Annotated in this window: 24 protein-coding genes; 12 read left to right on the top strand and 12 right to left on the bottom strand. The window is 58.6% G+C overall.

Annotated features, from left to right (window positions below; translation table 11 throughout):
* Positions 1–397 precede the first annotated feature (397 nt).
* The 3 genes from AB7F10_RS10125 to AB7F10_RS10135 are packed head-to-tail and all read left to right on the top strand — an operon-like array spanning position 398 to position 1,454.
* Positions 398–595: a hypothetical protein gene (locus tag AB7F10_RS10125; protein WP_428560359.1), complete on the top strand. Its 198-nt coding sequence runs from the start codon at positions 398–400 to the stop codon at positions 593–595.
* Positions 592–792, top strand: a complete 201-nt coding sequence (locus AB7F10_RS10130; protein ID WP_428560361.1) for a hypothetical protein — start codon at positions 592–594, stop codon at positions 790–792. The genes AB7F10_RS10125 and AB7F10_RS10130 overlap by 4 nt, the downstream gene beginning before the upstream one ends.
* The gene (locus tag AB7F10_RS10135) at positions 789–1,454 is read left to right on the top strand and encodes a DNA methyltransferase (protein WP_428560363.1); all 666 of its coding nucleotides are present in this window, start codon (positions 789–791) and stop codon (positions 1,452–1,454) included. The genes AB7F10_RS10130 and AB7F10_RS10135 overlap by 4 nt, the downstream gene beginning before the upstream one ends.
* Positions 1,455–1,513: 59 nt before the next feature.
* Here AB7F10_RS10135 and AB7F10_RS10140 read toward each other — a convergent pair whose 3' ends face one another.
* The 3 genes from AB7F10_RS10140 to AB7F10_RS10150 form a co-directional block, all read right to left on the bottom strand.
* Positions 1,514–2,056, bottom strand: coding sequence for a hypothetical protein (locus tag AB7F10_RS10140; RefSeq protein WP_428560365.1), 543 nt, complete (start codon positions 2,054–2,056; stop codon positions 1,514–1,516).
* A 944-nt stretch (positions 2,057–3,000) separates the two neighbouring features.
* The gene (locus tag AB7F10_RS10145) at positions 3,001–3,201 is read right to left on the bottom strand and encodes a hypothetical protein (protein ID WP_428560367.1); all 201 of its coding nucleotides are present in this window, start codon (positions 3,199–3,201) and stop codon (positions 3,001–3,003) included.
* Between the two features lie 4 nt (positions 3,202–3,205).
* A complete protein-coding gene (locus AB7F10_RS10150; RefSeq protein ID WP_428560369.1) occupies positions 3,206–4,933 on the bottom strand; it encodes a hypothetical protein in 1,728 nt (575 codons plus the stop codon).
* A gap of 49 nt (positions 4,934–4,982) precedes the next feature.
* On the opposite strand from AB7F10_RS10150, the gene AB7F10_RS10155 reads away from it, so the two are divergent.
* From AB7F10_RS10155 to AB7F10_RS10170, 4 genes are all read left to right on the top strand, one after another.
* Entirely contained in the window at positions 4,983–5,576 is a 594-nt protein-coding gene (locus tag AB7F10_RS10155; protein WP_428560371.1) for a recombinase family protein, read from the top strand.
* Between the two features lie 126 nt (positions 5,577–5,702).
* Positions 5,703–7,919: a DUF2235 domain-containing protein gene (locus tag AB7F10_RS10160; protein WP_428560374.1), complete on the top strand. Its 2,217-nt coding sequence runs from the start codon at positions 5,703–5,705 to the stop codon at positions 7,917–7,919.
* A 233-nt stretch (positions 7,920–8,152) separates the two neighbouring features.
* Positions 8,153–8,437, top strand: a complete 285-nt coding sequence (locus tag AB7F10_RS10165) for a hypothetical protein (RefSeq protein WP_428560376.1) — start codon at positions 8,153–8,155, stop codon at positions 8,435–8,437.
* A gap of 9 nt (positions 8,438–8,446) precedes the next feature.
* The gene (locus AB7F10_RS10170; RefSeq protein ID WP_428560378.1) at positions 8,447–9,157 is read left to right on the top strand and encodes a DUF4019 domain-containing protein; all 711 of its coding nucleotides are present in this window, start codon (positions 8,447–8,449) and stop codon (positions 9,155–9,157) included.
* A 597-nt stretch (positions 9,158–9,754) separates the two neighbouring features.
* On the opposite strand, the gene AB7F10_RS10175 is transcribed toward AB7F10_RS10170, so the two are convergent.
* From AB7F10_RS10175 to AB7F10_RS10185, 3 genes are read right to left on the bottom strand one after another with little or no spacing between them, the layout of a single operon-like run.
* The gene (locus AB7F10_RS10175) at positions 9,755–10,681 is read right to left on the bottom strand and encodes a plasmid partitioning protein RepB C-terminal domain-containing protein (protein ID WP_428587156.1); all 927 of its coding nucleotides are present in this window, start codon (positions 10,679–10,681) and stop codon (positions 9,755–9,757) included.
* Entirely contained in the window at positions 10,662–11,543 is an 882-nt protein-coding gene (locus AB7F10_RS10180; protein ID WP_428560383.1) for a plasmid partitioning protein RepB C-terminal domain-containing protein, read from the bottom strand. Before AB7F10_RS10180 ends, AB7F10_RS10175 begins: the two co-directional genes overlap by 20 nt.
* A complete protein-coding gene (locus AB7F10_RS10185; RefSeq protein WP_428560385.1) occupies positions 11,543–13,111 on the bottom strand; it encodes a recombinase family protein in 1,569 nt (522 codons plus the stop codon). The genes AB7F10_RS10180 and AB7F10_RS10185 overlap by 1 nt, the downstream gene beginning before the upstream one ends.
* 85 nt (positions 13,112–13,196) lie before the next feature.
* Here AB7F10_RS10185 and AB7F10_RS10190 point away from each other — a divergent pair, with 85 nt between their 5' ends.
* From AB7F10_RS10190 to mobQ, 3 genes are all read left to right on the top strand, one after another.
* Positions 13,197–13,586: a hypothetical protein gene (locus tag AB7F10_RS10190; protein ID WP_428560388.1), complete on the top strand. Its 390-nt coding sequence runs from the start codon at positions 13,197–13,199 to the stop codon at positions 13,584–13,586.
* A gap of 203 nt (positions 13,587–13,789) precedes the next feature.
* Entirely contained in the window at positions 13,790–14,008 is a 219-nt protein-coding gene (locus AB7F10_RS10195; protein ID WP_428560390.1) for a hypothetical protein, read from the top strand.
* 325 nt (positions 14,009–14,333) lie between these two features.
* Positions 14,334–15,617, top strand: coding sequence for a MobQ family relaxase (gene mobQ, locus AB7F10_RS10200; RefSeq protein WP_428560392.1), 1,284 nt, complete (start codon positions 14,334–14,336; stop codon positions 15,615–15,617).
* On the opposite strand, the gene AB7F10_RS10205 is transcribed toward mobQ, so the two are convergent.
* The 6 genes from AB7F10_RS10205 to AB7F10_RS10230 form a co-directional block, all read right to left on the bottom strand.
* On the bottom strand, positions 15,508–17,016 hold the full coding sequence (locus tag AB7F10_RS10205) for a type IV secretory system conjugative DNA transfer family protein (protein WP_428560395.1): 1,509 nt from the start codon (positions 17,014–17,016) through the stop codon (positions 15,508–15,510). The genes mobQ and AB7F10_RS10205 overlap by 110 nt on opposite strands.
* Positions 17,017–17,111: 95 nt before the next feature.
* Positions 17,112–17,609, bottom strand: coding sequence for a hypothetical protein (locus AB7F10_RS10210; protein WP_428560397.1), 498 nt, complete (start codon positions 17,607–17,609; stop codon positions 17,112–17,114).
* 2 nt (positions 17,610–17,611) lie between these two features.
* Positions 17,612–17,929 carry a hypothetical protein gene (locus AB7F10_RS10215; RefSeq protein WP_428560399.1) on the bottom strand — a complete coding sequence of 106 codons (318 nt, stop codon included), beginning with the start codon at positions 17,927–17,929 and terminating at the stop codon, positions 17,612–17,614.
* Positions 17,930–17,942: 13 nt separating this feature from the next.
* Positions 17,943–18,122, bottom strand: a complete 180-nt coding sequence (locus tag AB7F10_RS10220; RefSeq protein ID WP_428560401.1) for a hypothetical protein — start codon at positions 18,120–18,122, stop codon at positions 17,943–17,945.
* 654 nt (positions 18,123–18,776) lie between these two features.
* The gene (locus tag AB7F10_RS10225; protein ID WP_428560404.1) at positions 18,777–19,043 is read right to left on the bottom strand and encodes a hypothetical protein; all 267 of its coding nucleotides are present in this window, start codon (positions 19,041–19,043) and stop codon (positions 18,777–18,779) included.
* Positions 19,044–19,600: 557 nt separating this feature from the next.
* The gene (locus AB7F10_RS10230; protein ID WP_428560406.1) at positions 19,601–20,779 is read right to left on the bottom strand and encodes a polysaccharide deacetylase family protein; all 1,179 of its coding nucleotides are present in this window, start codon (positions 20,777–20,779) and stop codon (positions 19,601–19,603) included.
* 163 nt (positions 20,780–20,942) lie between these two features.
* Here AB7F10_RS10230 and AB7F10_RS10235 point away from each other — a divergent pair, with 163 nt between their 5' ends.
* On the top strand, positions 20,943–21,149 hold the full coding sequence (locus AB7F10_RS10235) for a DUF6494 family protein (RefSeq protein ID WP_428560408.1): 207 nt from the start codon (positions 20,943–20,945) through the stop codon (positions 21,147–21,149).
* A gap of 181 nt (positions 21,150–21,330) precedes the next feature.
* Positions 21,331–21,621, top strand: a complete 291-nt coding sequence (locus AB7F10_RS10240) for a hypothetical protein (RefSeq protein WP_428560410.1) — start codon at positions 21,331–21,333, stop codon at positions 21,619–21,621.
* The last annotated feature ends 44 nt before the right edge of the window (positions 21,622–21,665 follow it).

Below are 21,665 nucleotides of genomic sequence, written 5' to 3' on the forward strand. Positions count from 1 at the left end.
ATTTCCGCAGTTCCGCTTCCCAATCCTTCTCTCGATTGTCCTGGCCTCGCCAACCCATCAGCAACTCCGTTGACCTGACCGCCTATCAGAGCGCCAGGACGGCTTTCTTGTCCATGCGCGGGGGTCACCTCATCCTGACTCCCGAAACCGCTCGTAAGCGGTTGCGGTGCGGTTTCATCAGGCTCCCGTGGTCCGGCGCACGTTACCCATGCGGCCTTTCTGGTCGGTGAGTTAGGCCCGCAGCGCGTTCCCGCAAGCCGTATCCCCACCTTCCTCGCCTTGCTTCGTGCAGGCGGGCGATTCCCCTCGGCTTGGCACGCCCGCTCGTTCCTGCCGGGCCTTTTGAACTCCCGACCGGCCGCATGGGGCGTGCCGGAAAACCAACGGGAGAAATCTCATGAAACCGAAACACACCAACAACCGCCCGAGCCACTCCGTGTTCGTGGTCGAAGGCGAGGGCGACTCCGCCTACTGGACCAAGGTCGGCAGCGCCTGGGCGCACCAGGACGGCGAAGGGTTCAACGTCATGCTGACCGCCTTGCCGGTGACCGGACGCCTGGTGCTCCGCGTCGTGAAGCAGGAGGCGGCGCGATGAGCGCCGCCCCGAGCCGCTACCTGGTGAGCGCGTTCGACTACGGCCTGTTCCAGGTCGTGGTCGAAGCCTCCAGCGAGCGGGATGCCATCAACAAGGCGCACTTCATCTATGCCTTCAACGGCCGCGATGAGTTCACCTGCATCGACAGCGATGTCCGCTGGGAAGCCAGGCTGCTGGTGCCGGAGGTGGCGCGATGAGCCCCACCTGGCGTCCGCGCAACGTCGTCATCCACGGCGGCTGCGTCGAGGTCATGCGCCGCATGGCGCCGGCGTCGGTCGACTTCGTGCTGACCGATCCGCCGTACCTGGTCCGCTACCGCGACCGGCACGGCCGCACCGTCGTCAACGACGACAACGATGCCTGGCTCAAGCCGGCCTTCGCGGAAATGTACCGCGTGCTGAAACCTGGCACCTTCTGCATGAGCTTCTACGGCTGGAGCGCCGCCGATCGCTTCATCGAAGCCTGGCGCGAGGCCGGGTTCAGGATTGTCGGGCACGTGGTCTTCCGCAAGCGATACGCCTCGTCCGTCCGCTACCTGCGCTACCAGCATGAGCAGGCATACCTGCTGGCCAAGGGCGCTGTGCGCCTGCCCGACAATCCGCCGGGCGACGTCGCCGACTGGATCTACACCGGCAACAAGCTGCACCCGACCCAGAAATCCGCCGAGATGCTCAAGCCCTTCATCCAGGCATTCTGCCCGGAGGGCGGAGTGGTGTTTGATCCGTTCTGCGGGAGTGGGTCGACGTTGGTAGCAGCAAGGGTGCTTGGGCGAGCTTATTTTGGCTTTGAATTGTCTCGCGAGTCCTATCAAAAGACACTTATGCGCCTGGCGATTAGTGGACCAGACGAGCTTGGATGAAATGCTGTTTCATTTTCACACGCTCGACAAGCGCTAACCAGCAATGGCTATTGTTAATTCTACAGGCTACGATCACGGGCCAATCTTAACAATTCACCTTCTGGAGCTTCTAGAGTTTCGGGATATTCATAAAGGTTGAGCCATTCGCGCAAATCGTTGAAGTCAAAGCGATGGCTCGACTCCATTTTTCTTTTCGCGTCAGACACTACGGCAGAAAATCCTTTAATCATCGCCCGCGCTCGCGTGCCGTTATCGCGCTCCTCTTGTTCAGAACGAAGTCGCGTATAAAACAACAACACGCTAACCGGGACTTTCAATTCGATAGCAAGCGCCTCGAGTAGAAGGTATTTTATCCATTGGCGGTCGCGGCTAACTGAATACAGCCCTTCTTGGGAAATTTGAGTTTTATAGTTGCGGCCTTTGTGCGCGACTCGATTCTTGTTTAAGCGAGTGGCAGCGACGTGGAGATTTCCGTCAAAATACTGTTTGAGAATGTCGTAGATAAGCCTCCGTATGGTCTGCGGATTTCTTCGTTCCTTGCTCTTTATTTCCTTGAATTCTCGTAAGATTCTTTGGCGCTGTTTTTTTATCGATTTAGCCATGGTGTAAAATTCTCACCGCAGTGTGAAAGCACCCCCAACCCTTGCTGTGGGGGCTGAACAATGATGGATTATAAAAGTCGGTCCGCCGACAGGTTCCACCGCTGCTCAGAGCGGACTCGGGGCAGCCAGAAGCGAGGCACTTCGCCTTGTGGAACGATACTGGCCAAGCGGAAGCTCACATCTCGGACGTTGAAAGCCGCGTGCGTCAGCCCGTGGCTTTTTTTGTCTGTGATGAGGGGATGGAGGGATCATGTAGCACGACAGCCGAATAGGAAAGGCCCGCTATCGCGATGCGATAACGGGCCTCCCACACACCAGCTCGCTTTAACTGCAGCCCTCACCGATTCTTCGACGAACGAAAGGGACTGCAAATTTAAGGAGCCGATTTCATGTATCCGCGCGACGCCTATCACCAGTTGCTCTTTTGGGCGACACTTGTTGCGGCGACCCTGGATACCAGTCGAGCCTGGGCCGAATTCATCGGCCATTGGGTCGGCGGGGCAGCGGGTCTTATGGATCTCACCTATGGTGTAGTCCTGGTCCTGGCTACTCTTCACCTTCAGCGGAAGGACGGCTAAGGGCGACCTATAGATGCTAAAAGAAAGGTGCGGCTTCGGGGCGGTAACGCCCCGAACTCGTCTTAGTAGAACATACCATGAACATGTTAAATTTCCAAGCAGGGTCCGGCAGGCTGTTTTCAGCAGGGAAAACAAAACCCTAACCGCCGGAGGGTGTCGCACCGCACCGTGGACCTGCATATTCGTGGTCATCCGCAATTCGCTGGGTTTCCGGAGCCCCATCCGGACAACAGCGATTCCGAGTTGACACGGAAAGGCGGCGAAAGACTGCCGCCCGGGCGCTGGCGAGTCAACCCAGAATCCTCACGTTCTATGCACGCTCCCTCGACGCAAACCGGAAGCGCCAAGGGGGAAACGCGGGCGTCTCTAATATTTTGCGACCTTACGAATCATCCGCAGGATGATCGAGCCGACGACCCACACCACGACCACGCCGACGAGCGGCATTATGTAGCTGCCATTGTCGTGGGCGAAGTTGCCGGTCGGCGCGGGCGAAAACGCGCCCATGAAGGTGGCGATGACCAGCAGCACCATGACGACGTGAAACCCCATCGTGAGAAAGCGCATGTGACTAGTTCCTGCAACTGGCGAGCATGTGCGCCCGCATTTTCGAGAACCCAGTGAAGTTGATTTCGGAGCGGTCGTGGTTCTCATCGTTGAGGATGAACGCCGCCGACCACTGGCGAGAGCCCTTGCCCAGCATCAGCTTTTCAAGGGCAAGCAGTTCACGTGAGAGCGCCGCCGCATTGCTGCCGGCGACATGGCCGTTGGAAAGCGGCACGGCGAATTCGCGGTCGTCAGTCCCAACGAACCACAGCGCGCGGACCGGCTCGCCGCCGGTCGAAACCGGGACGTATTCAAGTCGGCCGCCAGGCCGGCACTCGATGCGTATCTCGCGGATACCGCCCGGCATCGGTTCACCGGCAACAGAGGCCAGCGGCCGGCCGTCGCCGGCAGCCGCGATCTTCCACATTCCGATCTGCGAGGGCGGAGCCGGTGCAACATGCGCCGGAGGAGCGGGAGCAACGGCCGCGTGCCTCGCCGCAGGCGTCGATTGAGCTGAGCCGGCACCTTCGGCAGCCGCCTTTACCGCACGGGCATAATCCAGGTTACCGGTGTCGATGATCGCGTCGTAAAACGACTTGTACATGCAACCCGGCTGGCCGTTGGCCGCCGTTCCGGGCCAGCCGTATTTGGTGAGCGGTGAAAGCCCGTGAGCCGCCAGCACGCGGACGACTTTCAGCACCTCAGGCTGCTTGTCGGTGCGGACGCGCTTGAACACCTCCCAGTAAATCGACTGGTCAGCCCGCGGCTGGCAGGCTGCTTTGGTTCCCTCCCTGTCCAGCCCGTGACGCTTGCGCATGTATTTGACCTGCGCACCGTCACGAATGAGATGTTCAAGCAGGTCGGCCCTCAGGAAAAATACCGCGTTGGCAACCGCCCGCTCACCGCCCTGGTTTTCCACGTTAATGTCAGCTCCCGCGCGAACCGCTTTGGCTGGCACCTGATCGTAGAATTCGGCCGTGACCGGAACGGCGCTCTTGAACATGCAGCCGGCGAAGAGTTCCGTCAGCTGCCTGCGATCGCGCAGCCCGTAGCGCAACAGGGATTCCAGGCCCGCCGCCATCGCCCGCACGTGCGGCCGCTGGGCTTCTTGCTGCCTGGCCAGGAGATTCGCAGTCTCGGTCGGATTGCGCAGGTGCGAGCTCGTGGTGATCGGAGCGTAGCTGCAGAAATTGTCGATCTGCGTGTTGTCACCGATGTTCGGTGGATTCGGGTTTTGTCGGAAACGCTCGAACACGATGCGCTGCACGCCCAGCTCACGGTGAACATCGCGGCCGAAGCGGTCCTTACCCTGGCGGTAGTACCAGACCGACAGCGGCAGGCCCGCAATCGAATTCGGATTGATGCCGGCGACCTGCGCATATTCGACCGCTTTCGCTTCGTTCCCCTCGAAGACGTAGGTTAGGAAGGTCCGCTCGCGCTGCGAAAGCGGAGCCTGCGCAAAGACGGAGGTAGAGATGGTCAGGCCAGCTATATATGCCGCTGCTGCCAACGAACTGGCCGCCCGACCAGCCAAGGAAAAAGAGGACCGTGCCATCGCATCACTTGCTGAAAAGGCTGCACGAAACGGCAGCGACGAGATCAAACGGTAGCGAAAATCCTGATTTACGCATTGGGGCGATAAGCGCAGAATGAACGCGCAAGCCACAAATAGAAATGAATTGCGATCTTCGCCTAACTCGCGGAAACGACTCGCATTTCGAGTCTCGCCGATTGCGCTGGCTTTCCTCTGCAACCGGACTTGCAAAAGTCAGGACATTTGCACGTCACCCGGCGAGGGGCAGATGAGTCTGGTTTACGGCTATGCGCGCGTCAGCACCTGCGGGCAGGATCTGGATATCCAGATCGCACAGCTTCGTACGGCCGGCTGCACGAAGATCTTCCGCGAAAAGGAAAGCGGTACGAAGGATCAACGCACGGAGCTTACCCGACTTCTACGAGCCCTCCGAGATGGTGATGTCGTAATCGTCTCTGCGCTTGACCGGCTGACGCGCGGAGGACCGTTCAAGATGCTGAGCGTCCTGCAGGAGATCACGTCGCGCGGCGCAAGCTACAGGTCACTAGCCGAACCTTGGGCAGACACCACGCACGAACTTGGCGAAGTGCTTGCGGCCTTGGTGGGCTATATCGCGCGCAAGACGCGGGAAGACATCATCCGCCGCACCGCTGCCGGGCGTGAACGCGCGAGGGCGCAGGGGGTGCGGTTCGGTCGTCCGCCGAAGTTGGATCACTCATTGCGCGAGAAAGTCTTGGCACGGGCCAGCCTCGGATGCCGTGATGAGGACTTGGCACAGGAATTTGCGGTTAGCCGCTTTACGATTGGCAGGATCAGGCGAAGGGCCGGTCCAGACAGATTGCCCGGAACAAAAGGCGGATAAGGAATTACAATTCTTTATCTATCATAGAGAACTTTTGTAGCGCCCCCGGCCTCGCTCTTTGGCGAGTGCTCGGCAACTTGCGCGAGTTATCCCTCGGTGCAACTATAGGTACGGGGGAGACTGGGGATGTCCAAGCGGATAGTGCTGCTGTCCGATGGGACTGGGAATGCGGCGTCCAGCATTTGGCGGACGAACGTATGGCGCATTTTTCAGTCAATTGACCTTACCTCGTCAGAGCAGGTTGCTTGCTACGACGACGGAGTTGGCACCTCTTCCTTCAAACCGCTGGCAATCCTCGGTGGCGCGTTCGGCTGGGGCCTGAAGCGCAACGTCATCCACCTCTACAAATTTCTTTGCCGGAACTACGAGCCGGACTGCCAGATTTACGCCTTTGGCTTTAGCCGCGGCGCGTTCACGATACGCGTCCTGATCGGACTGGTCGCGAACCAGGGAATTGTTCCTTACTCGACCGAAGATGATCTCGAGGGAAAGGCAATTGCCGCCTATCGCGCATTCCGTCGCGGTCGATACCGCAGAAGTCTCGGAGCGCTCTTTCGTCCTGTTCGCGATGCGTGGGTCTTCTTGAAAACCCATCTTCTTGGCAGGGGCCAGTACAGTTCCAAAAACAACATCCAGGTCGAGAGGATTCACTTCCTCGGCCTTTGGGACACGGTCGCAGCTTATGGACTGCCGGTCGATGAATGGACAATCGGCATTGATCGGTTCTTATGGCCATTGGAGCTTCCGAACCGTGTGCTGTGGTCAAAGGTCGAGCGCGCCTACCATGCGCTATCACTCGATGATCAGCGCACCACCTTCCAGCCCGTGCTGTGGGATGAAGCGGGCGCTCCTGAAGGGCGCATCAACCAAGTGTGGTTTGCTGGTGTCCACGCAAACGTAGGTGGCGGATATCCCGATGACTCGCTGGCTGGCGTGCCGCTTCTTTGGATTATGAAGCGCGCAGAAGAAGCGGGGTTACACTTCAAGGTTTCGCCGAAACAGCCCGACTCTCTGCTGGTCACGGAATCGTCAGCCGATAAAGACGGCAGGCTCTACGATTCGCGCGCAGGGCTTGCGAGTTACTACCGCTATGGCCCGCGCGACGTCGATCTCCTGTGCGATGATCGATGGCACGGCGTAACCGTTGGCCTTCCCAAGGTTCATGAGAGTGTGTTCGCCCGCATGAAGAGCAAGGCAACAGCCTATGCCCCGGTCGGTCTTCCCAGGAAATACGTGATCGTCAAGGACGACGGGACCATCGCGCCGCAAGGGTCGGCAGGCGATATGCCGGTTGATGAAGGGCTTCGGCACAGGCTGCAACAACAAGCCTGGAACGCGGTTTGGTGGCGGCGTGTTTTCTATTTTCTCACCGTCGCCGCTTCGATCCACCTCTTCTTGTTCCCCTTATTCCATCCGATAAACCCTTCGGGCGAATATACGACCCGGTTTCGCTTTGTTTCGGAGTCAGTTCGTGTTGCCGGCGAGTTCCTGCCTGATTTTGTCGGCGCGTGGTGGCTGAATTCGTTCGCCACGAATCCGGAGGTTTTCCTTATCTCCGTCATCGTGCTGGCTGCTTGCCTGCTGATTGGCCAGCGGCTAGCGACAATAATCGCAGATCGTATGCTCCGCGCATGGAGGGGGCAGCAGCCGCCATCCACCCTCAAAGCGCGCCTAGTTGATTCCGTGCAGGGCTTCCGCACGTCATTGCCGTATAGGTCCGTTATTTCCTACACGAAATATTGGATAGCTCCCGTCCTGTTCGCGATATTTACGCTGTACGTTGTGGGTGCAGCCATAAGCCATGCAGTCTTTTATTTCTCGGATGCAGCCGGATTTACCTGTGTAGCGACGGCTGAAAAGGCGGCGCCAACGCGAGATCGGCCGTCAGAGGTAATTTCATTTGACGCGAGCGATCCGTGCTTTGCTACCGGCCTTCCGTTGAAGGCCGGCATTCGATATGTGATCCAGATCGACAGTCCAAAAGGATGGGCGGACGCTAGCTATCCAACTGACCTTGGTGGCTACGCCATTTCCGATCTGCCGACAGTCTTCAGCCGCATCACGCTGATTTTGGCTACGCCGCTGCGCCGCGTCTTGCTACGCCGCTGGTTCAGAATCATTGCGCGAGTGGGTGAAACCGGAACCGATGAATATTTCCTCGATCCTGATCCTGGTCATGATGCGGTTACTCGCCTTGAAGTGCCTATTGTGCCGCGTCGGTCCGGGCAGTTGTTCCTTTATGTGAACGACGCTGTCCTGCCGTTCTTCAACAAGACCTTTTACCGCAACAATGGTGGCACAGCGAACGTAACGGTTTTCCAACGAGATCGTCAGCGTAGGTAGCTGTTCGTCAAACGGCTGCTGTGATTCTTGGGCAATGGGGGAAGTCCATGACGCGGTTAAGTCGGTTCTTAGCGGCTCTCGCAGTCGCATTGTTTCCTTGCGGGTACTCCGCCAAAGCGCAACAGAGTTTTCCGCCGGGTAGTTTCTCGATTGGGGGGATGCCGGTCGTTTGCGGCCCTGTTTGGACCATCCTGCAGTCAGGCATTGGAGACGCGGCAAGGGCGGTACCTGCCATGGGAGGCTTGCCCCCCAGAATCATCCTCGATCCCATGATCGTTGGTTCACTGCCGCCGAAGGTTCAGTTGTTCTTTTACGCGCATGAATGCGGGCATCACATGGTCGGAATGAACGAGAACGCGGCCGACTGCTGGGCGGCCAAGGTCGGGAAAGCCCAAGGCTGGTTCTCGCCGTCAGACATGCAGTATCTGGTTCAGATATTTCAGTGGAATCCAGGCGACTGGACACATGCGCCCGGGCCGGTCCGACTGCAGAATATCTGGGCCTGCTACAACAGCTGATATGCGGGAGTGCGCACGGTGCCGCCGGCTCGCAACAATACGAACCGAACCGCTAAACCCGTCTCGCTAACGGGCAATCTCGATATCAATATCCTGCTCGCCTTTGTGTTCGGGGTTATCTTTCTTGGAGTGATGCTGGTTTTTTCGGTTTACTTTCCGAATCCAACTGAATTCCAAGTAAGGGTCTGGATCACCTGTCTGGGGCTATCGGCTGCCGGCATCGGTGCCCTGCTGCCTGGTTTCATCGAAGTTAAATACAAAGGGTTCATCCGGGCGACCGGCGCAGCCGCGTTCTTTGGAGTCGTTTACGCATCCCAGCCGGTGCTCGTGCAGCACGGCACGACGCTCATCGAGCCGAAGGGCGATGCCATGACTCCGGCGTTAAGCTTCCTTGTCAGGCTCGATGAAGGCAAGCCGAAAGAAGCTCACGCGGAACTCGACGCCGATGCGAAACGCGTAATCGCTGATCTGCCAACATTTGAAAAGCTTTATCAGAATTATCGCGGACCGATGGGGGCGTCATCTGAGCGAAGTCTCGTTGCCACAAACACGATCACCAACCCACCGGGTTATCCGTTGGGAATATATCGGCAGCTCGGTTTCCGTTCAAAATTCCAAAGCGGTTGCCGTGCGGAGCAGGTGATCCTTCGCGCCGGCCAGGATCTGTCTTGGCATGTTTGGTCGTATACAATATCGCCAACCACCATTCCTTGCGAGTAAGGCGGCGTGTCGCTGGCGGACCTACGGGCGGCCTATCGTGTGGCTGATGCTGTGCTGCCGATGCGGGCGCGATATGTAGAGATCATTTCCGGCGTGATGTCGGACGGATAACACAGCGGCGCTGCTCCGCCTGGTCGGCTATACGCGCTTCGGCTACCGCAACGGCGCCCGTTCCTCATTGTATCGTCAGGGCAAGCACAAGGCCGTCCTGTCGCGTAATACGCACTACGGCTAGCCTGCACGATGATCGCTGCAATCGCCGCGGCGGTCAGAAGGACCTCCGCCTTCGGCTTTGTCTTGGTAGCCGGAGGAAGGTTAGGCCTCGGCGGCGGCAGCGGTACGTTTGCCACCCTCACAGGCTCGACAGTAGCAACGAGCCGCAAGGGTGCCGCAGCCGGTGGAGCAGGATTCTCCGTCTTGAAGAAGCTGCCGACCAGCGCAAGTATTAGTCCGCCAACGATGACTGGAGGAGATATCCGCATCCCGCCGCCCCACGGCGGCATTCTCATGCGACCGGCACGCAAGGGTCAAGGATCGGGTTATAGGGCGGTTGGTGGTTCTGTGCGGCCCTGATTGCAGCGGAATCCTGCGAGCGCGTTAGTGTGTTGTATGGGTTGACTGGTCAAGAGAGGCAGCGGAAATGATGGATTTGAACTCCTCAAGTATTTCCGGGTGATGCTGGCCGAGGTACTTCTCGATCCTACGGTTTCCGATAATCTTGGAAAGATATCCGGATGCAATCACGAGGTTGAGCACGTCGTCCCCATAGGACGATTCAACAGCCTTGAAATCGCGCTGCAGCGTTTCCATCTCGCGTTCCATCCGAGCCATTTGTTCAGGTGTCATTCCTCCAATTTGCTTTGGCTTGTCCGGTTTTACGAGGTCGGTTTGGCGCGTGGCCGCAAGTAATGCTTTCGCGTAACTCGAGCTGAAATTCGCTACGGTAGCCATCAATTCCGCAGTTTCGATCTGACGCATCGGCTTCATCTTGCGTAAGACGTCGAACGTAGTCGGATTCACCGACTTATCCTTCAACATCTCGACCACTTCAGAGCAAATTCCATCAAGCATCGTTTTGCGGCGCTTGATGACCTTGAGATTGACGTCCAGGGCGCTTGCTAGCTTTTCCTCCGAGACCCCGCGCTCTAGGGCGCGAACAATCATGAAATGCTCCTGGACCGTGGCAAGGCGATTGACGCGCTTATTGAAGGTGAAGGCTTCATCATCGTGGGAAACAAGACACCGAGCTGACCGTTCTCCTTGATCGACAAGGGCTTCCCGTCGCATATGACCGTCCAGCAACAAGTATTTATTTCGTTCCTCTGGGTGCGGTGCGACTACAAGCGGTTCGATGATGCCAATATCGGCTATCGACTTTGCTATCCGACGATATTTCACGCCTTTCTTGATTGCCTGAGACACCTGCTTCAAAGGCAGGATAGCGTCGAGCGCCAGCATAATGATGCGTTGATCAAATGCTATTTTCACAGTTGAGGAGGTCATATCACGCGCTCGCTCGGTCAAGGCGCTCTGCCAGGGGTTTTGGCAAGGTGTGCACCGACTCGGCGCGAAGCAGCGTGATAAAATTCTCATCGCCAAGAAGCCGCCGAAGGGCGTTCACTATGAACAGCAACCGGCCTTGGGCAACTTCCGCCTTCTTGACGATAAGCTTTTGGCGCTCCGTCTCCTTCCGGTATGAACGGATGAGAGCGCCTGCGGTGACTTTCTTGCCAGACCTTAGAGCGCGCGAACTGATTGAATGAATCGTTTTTCCAACTATGTTCCTCTGTTCAATGATCCGGCGTATAGCTAGCACTTGATTTCCGGGTATCACGCCAGACTCGTAGGCATCCGCTAACGCCGCCTGCACATCGCCGTCCTTCGCGCGGGCGATCTCCATCGCTATTGAGTGCGGGATAATCGCTCGCTCCACCGCATCCAATAGACGATCTTCGCCGTGATCAAGAAGGTAGCAAATCGCGTATATGTATTCGGTGCTGAAATCGAGTTTTGATGCGATCTGAGAATACGAATAGCCGCGCTCCTTAAGTGCGCCGATCTCTCGTATGAATTCTAGAGGCGCGTGCTGCCGGCGAGCCAGATTTTCGACGAGGCTCATCACGTAGCAATCTTCCTTGGAAACATTCAGTACAACGGCTGGAATTTCCGTCTGTCCCAAGGCGATGAAGGCTTCGAGGCGGCCCTGGCCGCACACGAGGTCATAGCCTCCATTCTCCTTTCGCTGGCTCACGGTGATGGGCTTCTTGAGGCCAAGTCGAGCGATGCTGCCCACCAACTCATTGAAAACCCGCTTATTACGGGCGCGAGGATTTAGTACTGTTATGGCACCTGTGGGGATGAGTCGGATTTCTGGTGTCTTTTCCATTACGCGGCACTCCGGAATGTTTGACGGGTACAAAGCTCGAAGAGCTGGTCGAGCGTTTCGAACCGGTAGGCATCGAGATGGATGCCGTTGTCCTGCGCTAGCCGAAGTTTTTCTTCGTATATGTCAATGCGCGGCAGAAGGTAATAATCCAAAATACGTTCGTTCATTTCGTCCATACGGACGGCAATCGTGATATCGGGGCGCAAACCGGTATCGAGTCGGATCTTCCAGCGCGAAAATCCTGCCTTGGAACGAAGGCAGCGAACCACCACAATCGAAAGGCTGAACTCATCGTTTATCGAGAGAAGAGTTGTATTTTCATCGGCTTGGACATGACCGCCAACATTCTCGATGTTTGAGATTGTGTCCGCGACAATCTCCGGGAACATGTCGCGTAGCGCGCGGTTGATTTCTACGTAGCTATAGTCGCGACGCGGATCATAGCCGACCAGCTGATAGGCTCGAAGCAGGCTGCCGAACCTGTATCGATAGGTCGAGCTCGACGGCATGTCGTCGAACTCATCGATTATGAGGCCTGAGAGAGCGCCTTTCTTGCTCAAGAGCGTCGAGAGTTGATCGAGCATCTCTGTATCGGTCATCCGCTTGCTTCTCTCTTCGACGATTCGACGTGCGGCGAAGAAGAAGTCAGCTTCGACTATTGGCTCGAATGCGCCCTCGGAGCGGACCCATCTGTCCGGGGGATTCACAATTCGCTTCTGCTTAAGCTTGAACGATATCCGGTTGTAGACATTGTTACCGATGTACTTCTCGTTGGTCAGAACCTGATGAACCGTTGCCCGGCTCCAGGGCTGGCCGGCTTCATTTTGAACGCCGTCCGCATTTAGAAGCGCAGCGATCTCACTTTCCGTTTTCCCTTGAACAACGAAAAGCCGGTACATCTTGCGAACCGTCTCCACCTGATAGGGAGGTCCGGGAATAAGAATGACGCGATCGGTCTGGAGGCTTTTGTATTCGCCGCGGGCAAGCACGGCCTTCGCATTGCGGTTTTCATCGATGAGTTGCCGGCGGAGACCGTATCCAGGCGCGCCTCCTTGGCGGAACCCGAGCGAGATCAGTCGGCATTGTCCGGCAAAGACCTTCGACGATAGTTCGCGGCTGTATTCGCCAGCCATCGCACGCTTCATGCTTTTGATGATGGTCGCGCTCAGGCTGCCGTCGTTTTCAAATTGTTCCGCGCAATACTGGACGGTAATGCCAGCTGCCTTGCAGAGGTATTCGTAATAGGCGCTTTGGTCGGCATCCTGGAACCGGCCCCACCGGCTTACATCGTAGACAAGGATGGTATCGAAGTCCGCAATCCCCGCCTGCACATCGGCAATAAGCTTCTTAAGCGCGTCTCGACCATCCAAGCGGAGCCCGCTCTTACCTTCGTCCGCATAGGTGCGCACAATCTCGAAGCCGCGTTCTACGGCATATTTTTTGATCGCTTCGATCTGATTTTCTGTAGAATATTTCTGATGCTCTGTGGACATCCGCACGTACTGTGCAGCCCTTCGGGGAGCATTGAGGCCGTTTTCCTGATCTGACAACCGCCTACCACGTCGCATCGCACTTAGTCCGATTACCAAGCGGTCTGTCCAACAGGCCAGCTACGTCTTCCTCAGACGCGAGGATAATCAATGGGGGAGCCCCATGTCGCCGACGAAGAAGGACCGAAAGATTCAGTCTGAATCAGGAAACAATATTCCTGGAGCGAATCTCGCCGGACCGCTCGGGAGCAACGGGTTCGCCAAAGTTGTGTCCGAAGCGCTGAGGCGGGAATTCGAAAACACTCATTCGTCAGTAAAGGTGGTGGTGAGGCTTACGAGCGCGAATGAACGGGCGGTGAAAAACTGGTTTCTGGCAAAGAATGCTCCACGGGGAGTATTTCTTATTGAACTTATGCGTCACTCGGATGAAATCCTGAAGGCCTGTCTGACGCTGGCGGGCCGTGATGAGCTGCTGAATGCCAAGCAGATCATCGATACCAGGCGGCGGCTTGAAGAAGCGCTCGAAGAATTGAATAGGCTCCAGAAGGAATGATGGGTCCGGCAGAGTTGGAGCCCGCGCGTGAGTCGATTTTCTTTGTATAACCTTGTGTGGCGTGGGTACGCCGGCAGGCCATCCAAATACCGCCTAGCGATAGCGCGCCGACGCTTTTCTTCTAAGCTTGGTCATCAGTCCGCAGGACAGTTCCTGCGGCTTCCGTTTTAGCTCCGCAGGCTGTCCCAACCAGGGAGATAGCAATGCCGGAAGAAAAGGCGCGACCTGCTTACGATGCGTTCATGGTTGAGGGTGACGGCAAGGAGGCGTTCTGGACCAAGATCGGCGCGGCGTGGCCCCATGAGGACGCCAAGGGGCTTAACTTGCAGCTCTCGGCCATTCCGATTTCTGGGCGTGTCGTACTGAGGGTGCCGAAGCCCAGGGAAAAAGCAGCGGTGCCGAAAGCGAAAGAGAAAAAGTAAGCGGAGAGCCGGGCGAACCCGGCTCTTTGCTTTGTGCGCGCCCGGCTTCGCCGGGCCAGGCTCTAGGCTTCGCCCCGAGCCGCGAGGCGTCTCGGCCTTCCGGTGACGATCCTTCGCGCAAGCTGCCCGGCCGCCGGTCCTCTAGCCCGTTTGTCTGTCATTACGCAAATTCCGGCAACACCCCCGTGGCAAAGATGCAGGAGTGTGGCCACTGGCAAGAAATCGAAGCCAAAGCCTTGAAGGTCAAGAGCGCACTTATACATTGCATTCGCAACATAGGTGCTACCGTGCCCGCCGAATAAACTGCGGGTAGGCGCAGGGGGGAGTGGCTTTGCCCTCGTATCATTTTTCGGCGCAGGTTATTCGCCGATCGCAGGGACGCAGCGCCATCAAGGCGGCTGCATACAGGGCCGGAGAACGGCTAAGGGACGAAGGGCGCGGCAAGGTCTACGACTTCACGCGCCGCCGCGGCGTAGCCTATAGGGAGATTCTCCTGCCGACGGGAGCACCGTCCTGGTTAAAGGACCGAAGCCGCCTCTGGAATTACGCAGAACAGATTGAAGCACGTCGGGACGCGCAGCTCGCCCGCGAAATCAATATTGCCCTCCCTCATGAGCTTGATGCCGGCCAGCGCCGTAAGCTGCTTTTAAACTTCGTCCAGGAAGCCTTCGTGAGCCGTGGCATGGTCGCTGACATCGCATTTCACGACCCTGTCCCAGAAAAAGGTGACCATCCGGAAAATTTCCACGCCCATGTAATGCTGACCTTACGGCAAGCGACCTCGACCGGATTACGGCGGGTCAAAACCCGAGAATGGAATAGCGACGAACTGCTTTTGGCGTGGCGTGGGCTTTGGGCCGAGCACCAGAACCAGGCCCTGGAGCGAGCGGGGGTACGGAGCCGGGTCGATCACCGCACCCTGAAAGCACAACGCGAGGATGCCGAACGGCGGGGCGACCGCCCCCAGGCTTTCGCCCTCGGCCGCCAGCCGGAAATCCACGTTGGTCCCAAGGCGCACAAAGCAGCGCTCAGTGACAAATCTTTGGTCAGCCGGGACCAGCCCAGAGGCCCTTACCGTCGGCACCGCCCGAACGAAAACGCCCGCCGCCGTGTCGTCCACTACACGAAATTCGACCGTGGCTCGCGCTACCAGCGCAACCAAGAAATCATCCGGCAGAACTTCGACCGCCTGTCCCGCGAAATCACACGCTGGCAGCGCCGCTCAGCGAGGTTCAAAGCAACCCGGCACTGGATCGCCCAGAACGAATATCAAGCCATGCTCGAAGCCGAACGGCAGCGGCAGGACGCAAAGCGCAGGCGGCTGTGGCGCAAGAGGCGCGATCAAGAAGCGGTATGGCGCACGATGACCGAAGGTGACCGCTGGCAAAAGCGCCGCAAGAAGCGGAAGACCCTGCTCGACCACCTCATCGACGAAATCGACCGTACCCTGCGCCAGTTGCTCGGCATCCGAGACCATCTCGCCCGCCGACACTCCGCCGTCAATCAACGTCGCCCATGGCGGTCACTTCTGGGGCGGTCGGCACGGCGCGGTCGCTATCGCGCCAGGCATCCCACCGGCCGCGCCACGCGCGAACGCGATAATGCCTGACCTTCCGTGCCAGTATCGGCAGAAGCCCGCTCATGAAGATGAGGCAACGGCTTTGCGGAAGTCGTCGGATTTCGCTGGCATCCAACAGAAAGCGGCCGGTTTCGGACCGGCCGCTTTGGCTATGGTGGCGCATAGGATCGACCCCCTGGGATGAGCTTTCGGACCGCGACAATACCGTTGTCATGCCCACGCTCTCTGCTAGTTCGCGAGCGGTGTCGTTGTCGTTCACACTGAAGGCCACCTGACAACCGCTGGCGGCGATGAATGAACGCGCGCCATGCTCGCCGTAGATGCGCTTAAGCTGCCCGAGATCTTGAAATACCAGCAATGTCCGCGCATAAGCGCGCAGATAACCGAGGCCGGACATCAGGGGCTCCAGATAACCGAGCGCCGGGCATTCGTCGATCAAAAGTAGCGGCTTATGCTCCGGCGCGGGAAACTCCTTGCCGCGCACAGCGGCGGCCAACGCGCAGCCCATCATCACCCGGAGAAACGGCCGGTAGACCGGAATCTTATCTTCCGGCACGCAGATGAACACTGATATCGGCCTGCGGTGGATGTCGAACAGATTGAAGTCCGAGGTCGCAGTCAGCATCCCGCCGATCCGATCTTTTGACCAAAAGCCGAGTGCCTTCGCCGCGTTCTTGATGACCGAAGTCATTTCCTCGGCTTCGAGGCTCGCGAGCGTGATACGACCTTCCTCAGCCACCGATGAAGTCGCACTCTCCGCCATTTCACGCAGGAAGCTGGCGAACGTTTCCGCCTCGGCGGCAATCAACTCGCGCACATGGGCAAGGGTTTGCAGAGGCGTCGGCTTTGTATGAATGACGTGGCGTATAACGGCGGCAATGAGTTGCTTAGCACTGCTGTCCCAATGCTCCTCGCGGCTTTCGCTGATGACCAGCAAATCCGCCACCATCGCCGCATCGTCAGCCTCATGATGAGTATCCTTGCGGATAAGGTCGAGCGGGTTGAGGCGGTGGGACATGCCTGGATGAATGGCATCAAGCCGAAACACCGGCCCAAGCGTCGAGCGCCAGCGTCCCGCAACTGCAAGATTCTCACCTTTTGGATCGGTACATACGACGGCACCGGGATACTCGAGGAGTGCGGGGATCACGCAGCCGGTCCCCTTTCCGGAGCCCATCGAGCCGAACGCCAGGACCGCGCCATCGCCTCGATACCGGACGAACCCGATCCGAAGTTTGCCGACGACGATGCCCGTCCTGCGGCCCCACACGCCTGACAGGGCGAGCGAAATCCAAGATGCCCAACGAGCGCTGCCGTGGCTGGCCTGCGCACCGCCAGCCGTTACCAACGGCCTTGCGAGCCGAACCACGGTGAGCAGCAGCCACCCCGCCAGCTTGGCGACGCCTACGAGGATACGAATAAACAGCACTTCTCACGCTCCGGTCTCCGCTGGATAAGTGTCAACGGCGCTGCGTCGTTTCTCAGCAAAAAGCCCCAGTTTCCCGGGGCTTTGTCTGACGAATTTCACTCGTTCCGCTTAACCTCGTAGGCGTATTCAAGTCCGCTCTCGGTGATGCGGTAAGCTACATAGCGACCGGAAGCATCCTTGAAGACCCAGCCGGGCTTGCCATCAATCAGCATCGGCCCCTGCGGCACGCCGACATAGTCTTGTTCGGCCTCCAACTTTGTTCGGTGCGCTTGAGCCCTGCGCTGGACACGGCGCGTCAGTGCCTCGACAGTGTCCTGTAACGTCTCGAAGTCCTGCCAAGTCGGACCGGTGTTCATCGGCCGAAGCATCGGCGGCGATGTGCTGCTGCTGAACTCAAGTTCCTGACCGGTCGTCGAGACCGTGTGCTTTATCTTGAACGACGTATTGGCAGGCATCGACGCCACCTGCTGTGCGACGGCGGCGGCCAACGGACCACCGCCATTGATATCGATGCCGTGGCTCGCCGGCGGAGCACCCCCGGTCTCCGCGATCACAGCGAGCGCCCGCTCGCGCTTGGATTTGAAGATAGACATTCTCACTCTCCTTTCTCCGATTTGATGGCGATTTGGAAAATCTTCGGACGAGGCATGCCCGCCGCATAGGCGTGCTCCCTGCTCATCAGAAGGAGTTCGCGGAATTGGCCGGTGCAGCCGTCCTTGACCAAAACGAGCACTGCGTCATCGTCACCGAGCCAAGGACTGAGAGGGAAATGCCTGTTGAGGTCTTCGTCTTCCCAGCTGTGGAGCAACGAAAAGCCTTGCAGTCCCTCAAAGAGCTCGCCGATGAGGCTTAATGTGTCTCGGTCCATATGAGACACGCGAAACGGCTGCGTAAATTTTATGATGACCGACATGGCTCACCCCCGACTAGAAGTCTTGCGGCGGAAACCAGCCGCCATAGCCGTTCCACCAACCGCACCACTCTGGGTCTTCGGATTCGTTTTGCGATTTCGACTTCGTTGCGAGCAAGGTGCAGCTTTGCGAGTAGCGCGCTTCGCAAGGCTTCGCCTCGTTCGACTCATCCGGTTTTTCTGTTTCGTGATCCATTGTCTTGCTCTCGATGGGCTGAGGAGCCGGTGCACTCGGCCCCTTGCTTTGGTTAGAGGCCCATCGAACGCTCCTGTGTTGCGACGGCTCATCCGCCGCCACTGAACAGAAGCCGGTACTCCGTCGGCGTACTCAAACCCTCATTTCCCTACCGACGCGTACGCGCGAATAAGCTCAATTACATAGCGCCTATTGAAAATATTCCTATTCGTCCAATACTAGAGCCTCCACTCACCTCAATCCCTTTTTCTGGAGGCCTTCAATGGCTCACCGGCAGCAAAACGTATTGCGCGTCGTCAGCAAGAAGCAGCTACGGCATGCCTACCCGCTTGCCCGCTTTCTCTGGCTTCGCGCACATCGCGCAACTCGCGTGTGGCGAATACAAAACGGAAGGCCGCATCCTTACGTCTTTGGGTCCAATTTAGACGCGTTCGATGCCATGATGGACCTAGCAAAGGCCACCGACAGAGATTTCGTCGAGCTTTTCGAACTCACTCTGACTTGTGTAGATGGCATCCCATTCGTCGGAACGATCTTCTTGACGATGCGTCACGATCTTCCACCGCGATAATTTTCATGCGTCCCAAGGCTAGTTTGCCTGGGACGCATGCGATATTTTCAAGCATGGAGCCCGTCATGACAGACAAACAAATTTCAGCAGTTAAGAAAAGAAAGGGAGAGAAAACCTCCTTTGAATTCAAAGGCCCCGACTTCAAATTGCTTCGGGACACCCTCCCGTCTCAAGACGTGAATCGAGTCTGCACCATCATCAAAGTCAGCTACTTCAGAAGCACCAGCCTGGCGTAACATCTGCAGCCAATCGCCATCATCTCTAATGGATTTTTTGAACCAGGCAGGAGTTGCAGTCTTGGCCAGCTTTCCATTCTTGAAGCGCATTGAAATATCGGCGTACGGGGCCATGAAATCCTCCCAGCAACGATGCCATCCCAGGTGCAACTATAAACCGCGCGTCTGCAAACGCAGCACTCACGAACTGAAGTCAGGCGGGTAGCGCTTTGGAGTGTCGCTAGTGGCGCAGCGCGTAAGTTCATTAAATCGACTGCAAGGGGAATAGAACTGCGAAATCACATCCCTGAACACAAAGAAAGCACTTCAGATGCAATGCTCGTTCAGAGGCTTAAAATGTCGGACGAGTCTTAGAAAAATGACGATTTTTTACACAGGTTCTTACACATACACAGAAAACAAGAAAATTTAACTAGCTAAATCAATACGATGAGGCAGAGTGCATGGGACTCAAAATCAGGTGATGGCAACATCGTGCTGGTTCGAGTCCGGCCAGGGGCACCAATAAAACGCGCCAAGCCGCACTCCCACCACAATCCACTTTCGGCCTCGTCCTGAGGAGCGCCGCAGGCGCGTCTCGAAGGACGGGCCGCAGCCCTATGCCTCTCACCCTTCGAGACGCCGTGCTGCGCACGGCTCCTCAGGGTGAGGTCAGAGGATTTGGGTGCGAGTCAAGGCATCATATCCGGACGCGAGAATGCGACCGTGGCGACCGTCTGCTCCGGCTTGCCGTGCGAGCGAGCCGCCACGGCGTGGGCCGCCGCGCGATGCCTGTCCGGCGGCATCGGAACGCTGCCGGTGACGCGCGGCGCGCCGTTCGCGGCGACGCGCAACGGCGACATCAAGGACGCTTCGGTGTCCGGCGGCGCACCGCCGGCGAGCCGCAACGCGCGGATGGCGGTGGCGCGGGCGAGTGTCTGCAACGATTCCGGCTCCGCGGCCGCAAGTTCCAACTGCGGTAACGGCGACACGGGCGGCAATGTGAGGCGGTTCATCGAAAAGACCGGCGCGGCGGAGACCACACGCGGCCAGCCGAGCTTCGGCGCATGGCGCCGGGCCAGCAGCAGCGGCGACGGCGCGGCCGGGCCGACAGCTTCCGGCACCACATGCACGATGCGGAAGTGACGCCGCTTCAATTCCGCGAGCAGCGCCGGCAGCATCAGCACCGTGCGCGGCTGGATGTCGTGCAGGAGAAGAATGCCCTTGCCGCGCGCCTCGAGCCGCGACAGCGCCCGCGACAACACCTGCTGCGAGGTGATTCTCGTCCAGTCGTCGGCCACCGCGTCGGCGCTCCAGACCACGAGCGACTTCGCCTCCGCGTAACGCTCGACGGCGCGCGTGCGGCCGAGACCCGGAATGCGGAAGAACGGCGCGACATGATGGCCGAGGATCGCATCGAGCGTGCGGTTGCCGGCTTCGATCTCCTTCTCGGCCCGCGCTTCCGACATACTAGCGAAATGCAGCGAATGGTTCTGGCTGTGGTTGCCGATGGTGTGGCCAGCCTCCGCGACGCGCAGCGCGGCGGCCGGATTGGCGGCGGCATGGCGGCCGACCAGGAAGAACGTCGCCTTCACGCAATGCCGCGCGAGGATCGCCAGCACGCGGTCGGTATAGGGCGGCAGCGGCCCGTCGTCGAAGGTGAGCACCACCTCGCGGTCGTTGAGCGGAAGGCTGGTGCGGTATTGCATCAGGCCGAGCCGGGCATGGTCGGCCGCGCCGACCGAGATGATGCGGCTGACGCCGATGGCGTCCGGATTGCCGGGGCATGACGCCGGCTCCGCATGCGCATGAGCCGCGGCCATGCCGCCGATCAGTGCGGCCAGCAAGGCCGTGTGCCGCTTGTATCTCATGAAAACCGCCGGTCGCCAGTGAGGGAACTTTGGCGATCCCGGCTGATTCACGCCCCTGCGGCCAGCGCCGCGGGCCGGTTATTCACAATGGATTGCGCGCCGCCGGCGGTTGCGGCACGGCCCGCGCCGACTAGAGTCGCCGGCAAACAGCCGGGAGATCGACATGAACGACGAAGCCTTCAACGCATCGCTGCGCAAGTTCCTGCGCACCGTCGGCGTCACCTCGCAGCAGGAAATCGAGAAAGCGGTCGCGGCGGCCGTGGCCGACGGCCGGCTCAAGGGCAACGAGACGCTGCAGGCGCGGATGGTGCTGACGATCGGCGAGATTGCGCTCACGCACACGACCGATGCAGAGATCGCGCTCGAATAGCCGCTCCCGCGCGCCGATCACAAAAAGGATTCATTTCCGGCAGACCGCCGCCGGATTTCGCCGGCGCATTGCGTCAATCGACCGCACAAGCGCGGGCATCTTTCCGTTGCGGCAACACAGTTTACGCACCTTGCGTGATTACCAATAACCATTGGTTTTGAGGAAACGTAAGGAGACCGCCATGAAATATCGATTGATTGCCGCGGCCGCTTCATTCGCTTTGATCGCTTTTGCCGTGCCCGGCAGCGCACAGGCCCGGATGGCCAATCCCTCGCTCGCCGTCACGCCGCTCGCCGGCACGCCGCAGGTGCAGGAGGCCCAGTATTACCGGCATCGCCGGTATCACCGCCGCCACTATCGCCACCACCGTCACCGCTATCGCCACTGCTGGCGCGAGCGCATTCGCGTGCGGACGCCGGCCGGTTACTTCGTGTGGCGCACGCATCGCCGCTGCGGCTGGCGCTGGCGCTAACATCGCCATCATTGAAATGCGGAAGGCGGCCCACGAGGCCGCCT

The organism is Pseudolabrys sp. (assembly GCF_050250095.1).
In the GTDB taxonomy this organism is placed as follows: Bacteria; Pseudomonadota; Alphaproteobacteria; order Rhizobiales; family Xanthobacteraceae; genus Pseudolabrys.

What these genes read in the sequence shown, in the direction of transcription:
- AB7F10_RS10125 (WP_428560359.1), top strand. Translation starts at nt 398, where the DNA reads ATGAAACCGAAACACACCAACAACCGCCCGAGCCACTCCGTGTTCGTG.
- AB7F10_RS10130 (WP_428560361.1), top strand. Translation starts at nt 592, where the DNA reads ATGAGCGCCGCCCCGAGCCGCTACCTGGTGAGCGCGTTCGACTACGGC.
- AB7F10_RS10135 (WP_428560363.1), top strand. Translation starts at nt 789, where the DNA reads ATGAGCCCCACCTGGCGTCCGCGCAACGTCGTCATCCACGGCGGCTGC.
- AB7F10_RS10140 (WP_428560365.1), bottom strand. Translation starts at nt 2,056, where the DNA reads ATGGCTAAATCGATAAAAAAACAGCGCCAAAGAATCTTACGAGAATTC.
- AB7F10_RS10145 (WP_428560367.1), bottom strand. Translation starts at nt 3,201, where the DNA reads ATGCGCTTTCTCACGATGGGGTTTCACGTCGTCATGGTGCTGCTGGTC.
- AB7F10_RS10155 (WP_428560371.1), top strand. Translation starts at nt 4,983, where the DNA reads ATGAGTCTGGTTTACGGCTATGCGCGCGTCAGCACCTGCGGGCAGGAT.
- AB7F10_RS10160 (WP_428560374.1), top strand. Translation starts at nt 5,703, where the DNA reads ATGTCCAAGCGGATAGTGCTGCTGTCCGATGGGACTGGGAATGCGGCG.
- AB7F10_RS10165 (WP_428560376.1), top strand. Translation starts at nt 8,153, where the DNA reads ATGGGAGGCTTGCCCCCCAGAATCATCCTCGATCCCATGATCGTTGGT.
- AB7F10_RS10180 (WP_428560383.1), bottom strand. Translation starts at nt 11,543, where the DNA reads ATGGAAAAGACACCAGAAATCCGACTCATCCCCACAGGTGCCATAACA.
- AB7F10_RS10185 (WP_428560385.1), bottom strand. Translation starts at nt 13,111, where the DNA reads ATGCGACGTGGTAGGCGGTTGTCAGATCAGGAAAACGGCCTCAATGCT.
- AB7F10_RS10190 (WP_428560388.1), top strand. Translation starts at nt 13,197, where the DNA reads ATGTCGCCGACGAAGAAGGACCGAAAGATTCAGTCTGAATCAGGAAAC.
- AB7F10_RS10195 (WP_428560390.1), top strand. Translation starts at nt 13,790, where the DNA reads ATGCCGGAAGAAAAGGCGCGACCTGCTTACGATGCGTTCATGGTTGAG.
- AB7F10_RS10210 (WP_428560397.1), bottom strand. Translation starts at nt 17,609, where the DNA reads ATGTCTATCTTCAAATCCAAGCGCGAGCGGGCGCTCGCTGTGATCGCG.
- AB7F10_RS10215 (WP_428560399.1), bottom strand. Translation starts at nt 17,929, where the DNA reads ATGTCGGTCATCATAAAATTTACGCAGCCGTTTCGCGTGTCTCATATG.
- AB7F10_RS10220 (WP_428560401.1), bottom strand. Translation starts at nt 18,122, where the DNA reads ATGGATCACGAAACAGAAAAACCGGATGAGTCGAACGAGGCGAAGCCT.
- AB7F10_RS10225 (WP_428560404.1), bottom strand. Translation starts at nt 19,043, where the DNA reads ATGGCCCCGTACGCCGATATTTCAATGCGCTTCAAGAATGGAAAGCTG.
- AB7F10_RS10230 (WP_428560406.1), bottom strand. Translation starts at nt 20,779, where the DNA reads ATGAGATACAAGCGGCACACGGCCTTGCTGGCCGCACTGATCGGCGGC.
- AB7F10_RS10235 (WP_428560408.1), top strand. Translation starts at nt 20,943, where the DNA reads ATGAACGACGAAGCCTTCAACGCATCGCTGCGCAAGTTCCTGCGCACC.
- AB7F10_RS10240 (WP_428560410.1), top strand. Translation starts at nt 21,331, where the DNA reads ATGAAATATCGATTGATTGCCGCGGCCGCTTCATTCGCTTTGATCGCT.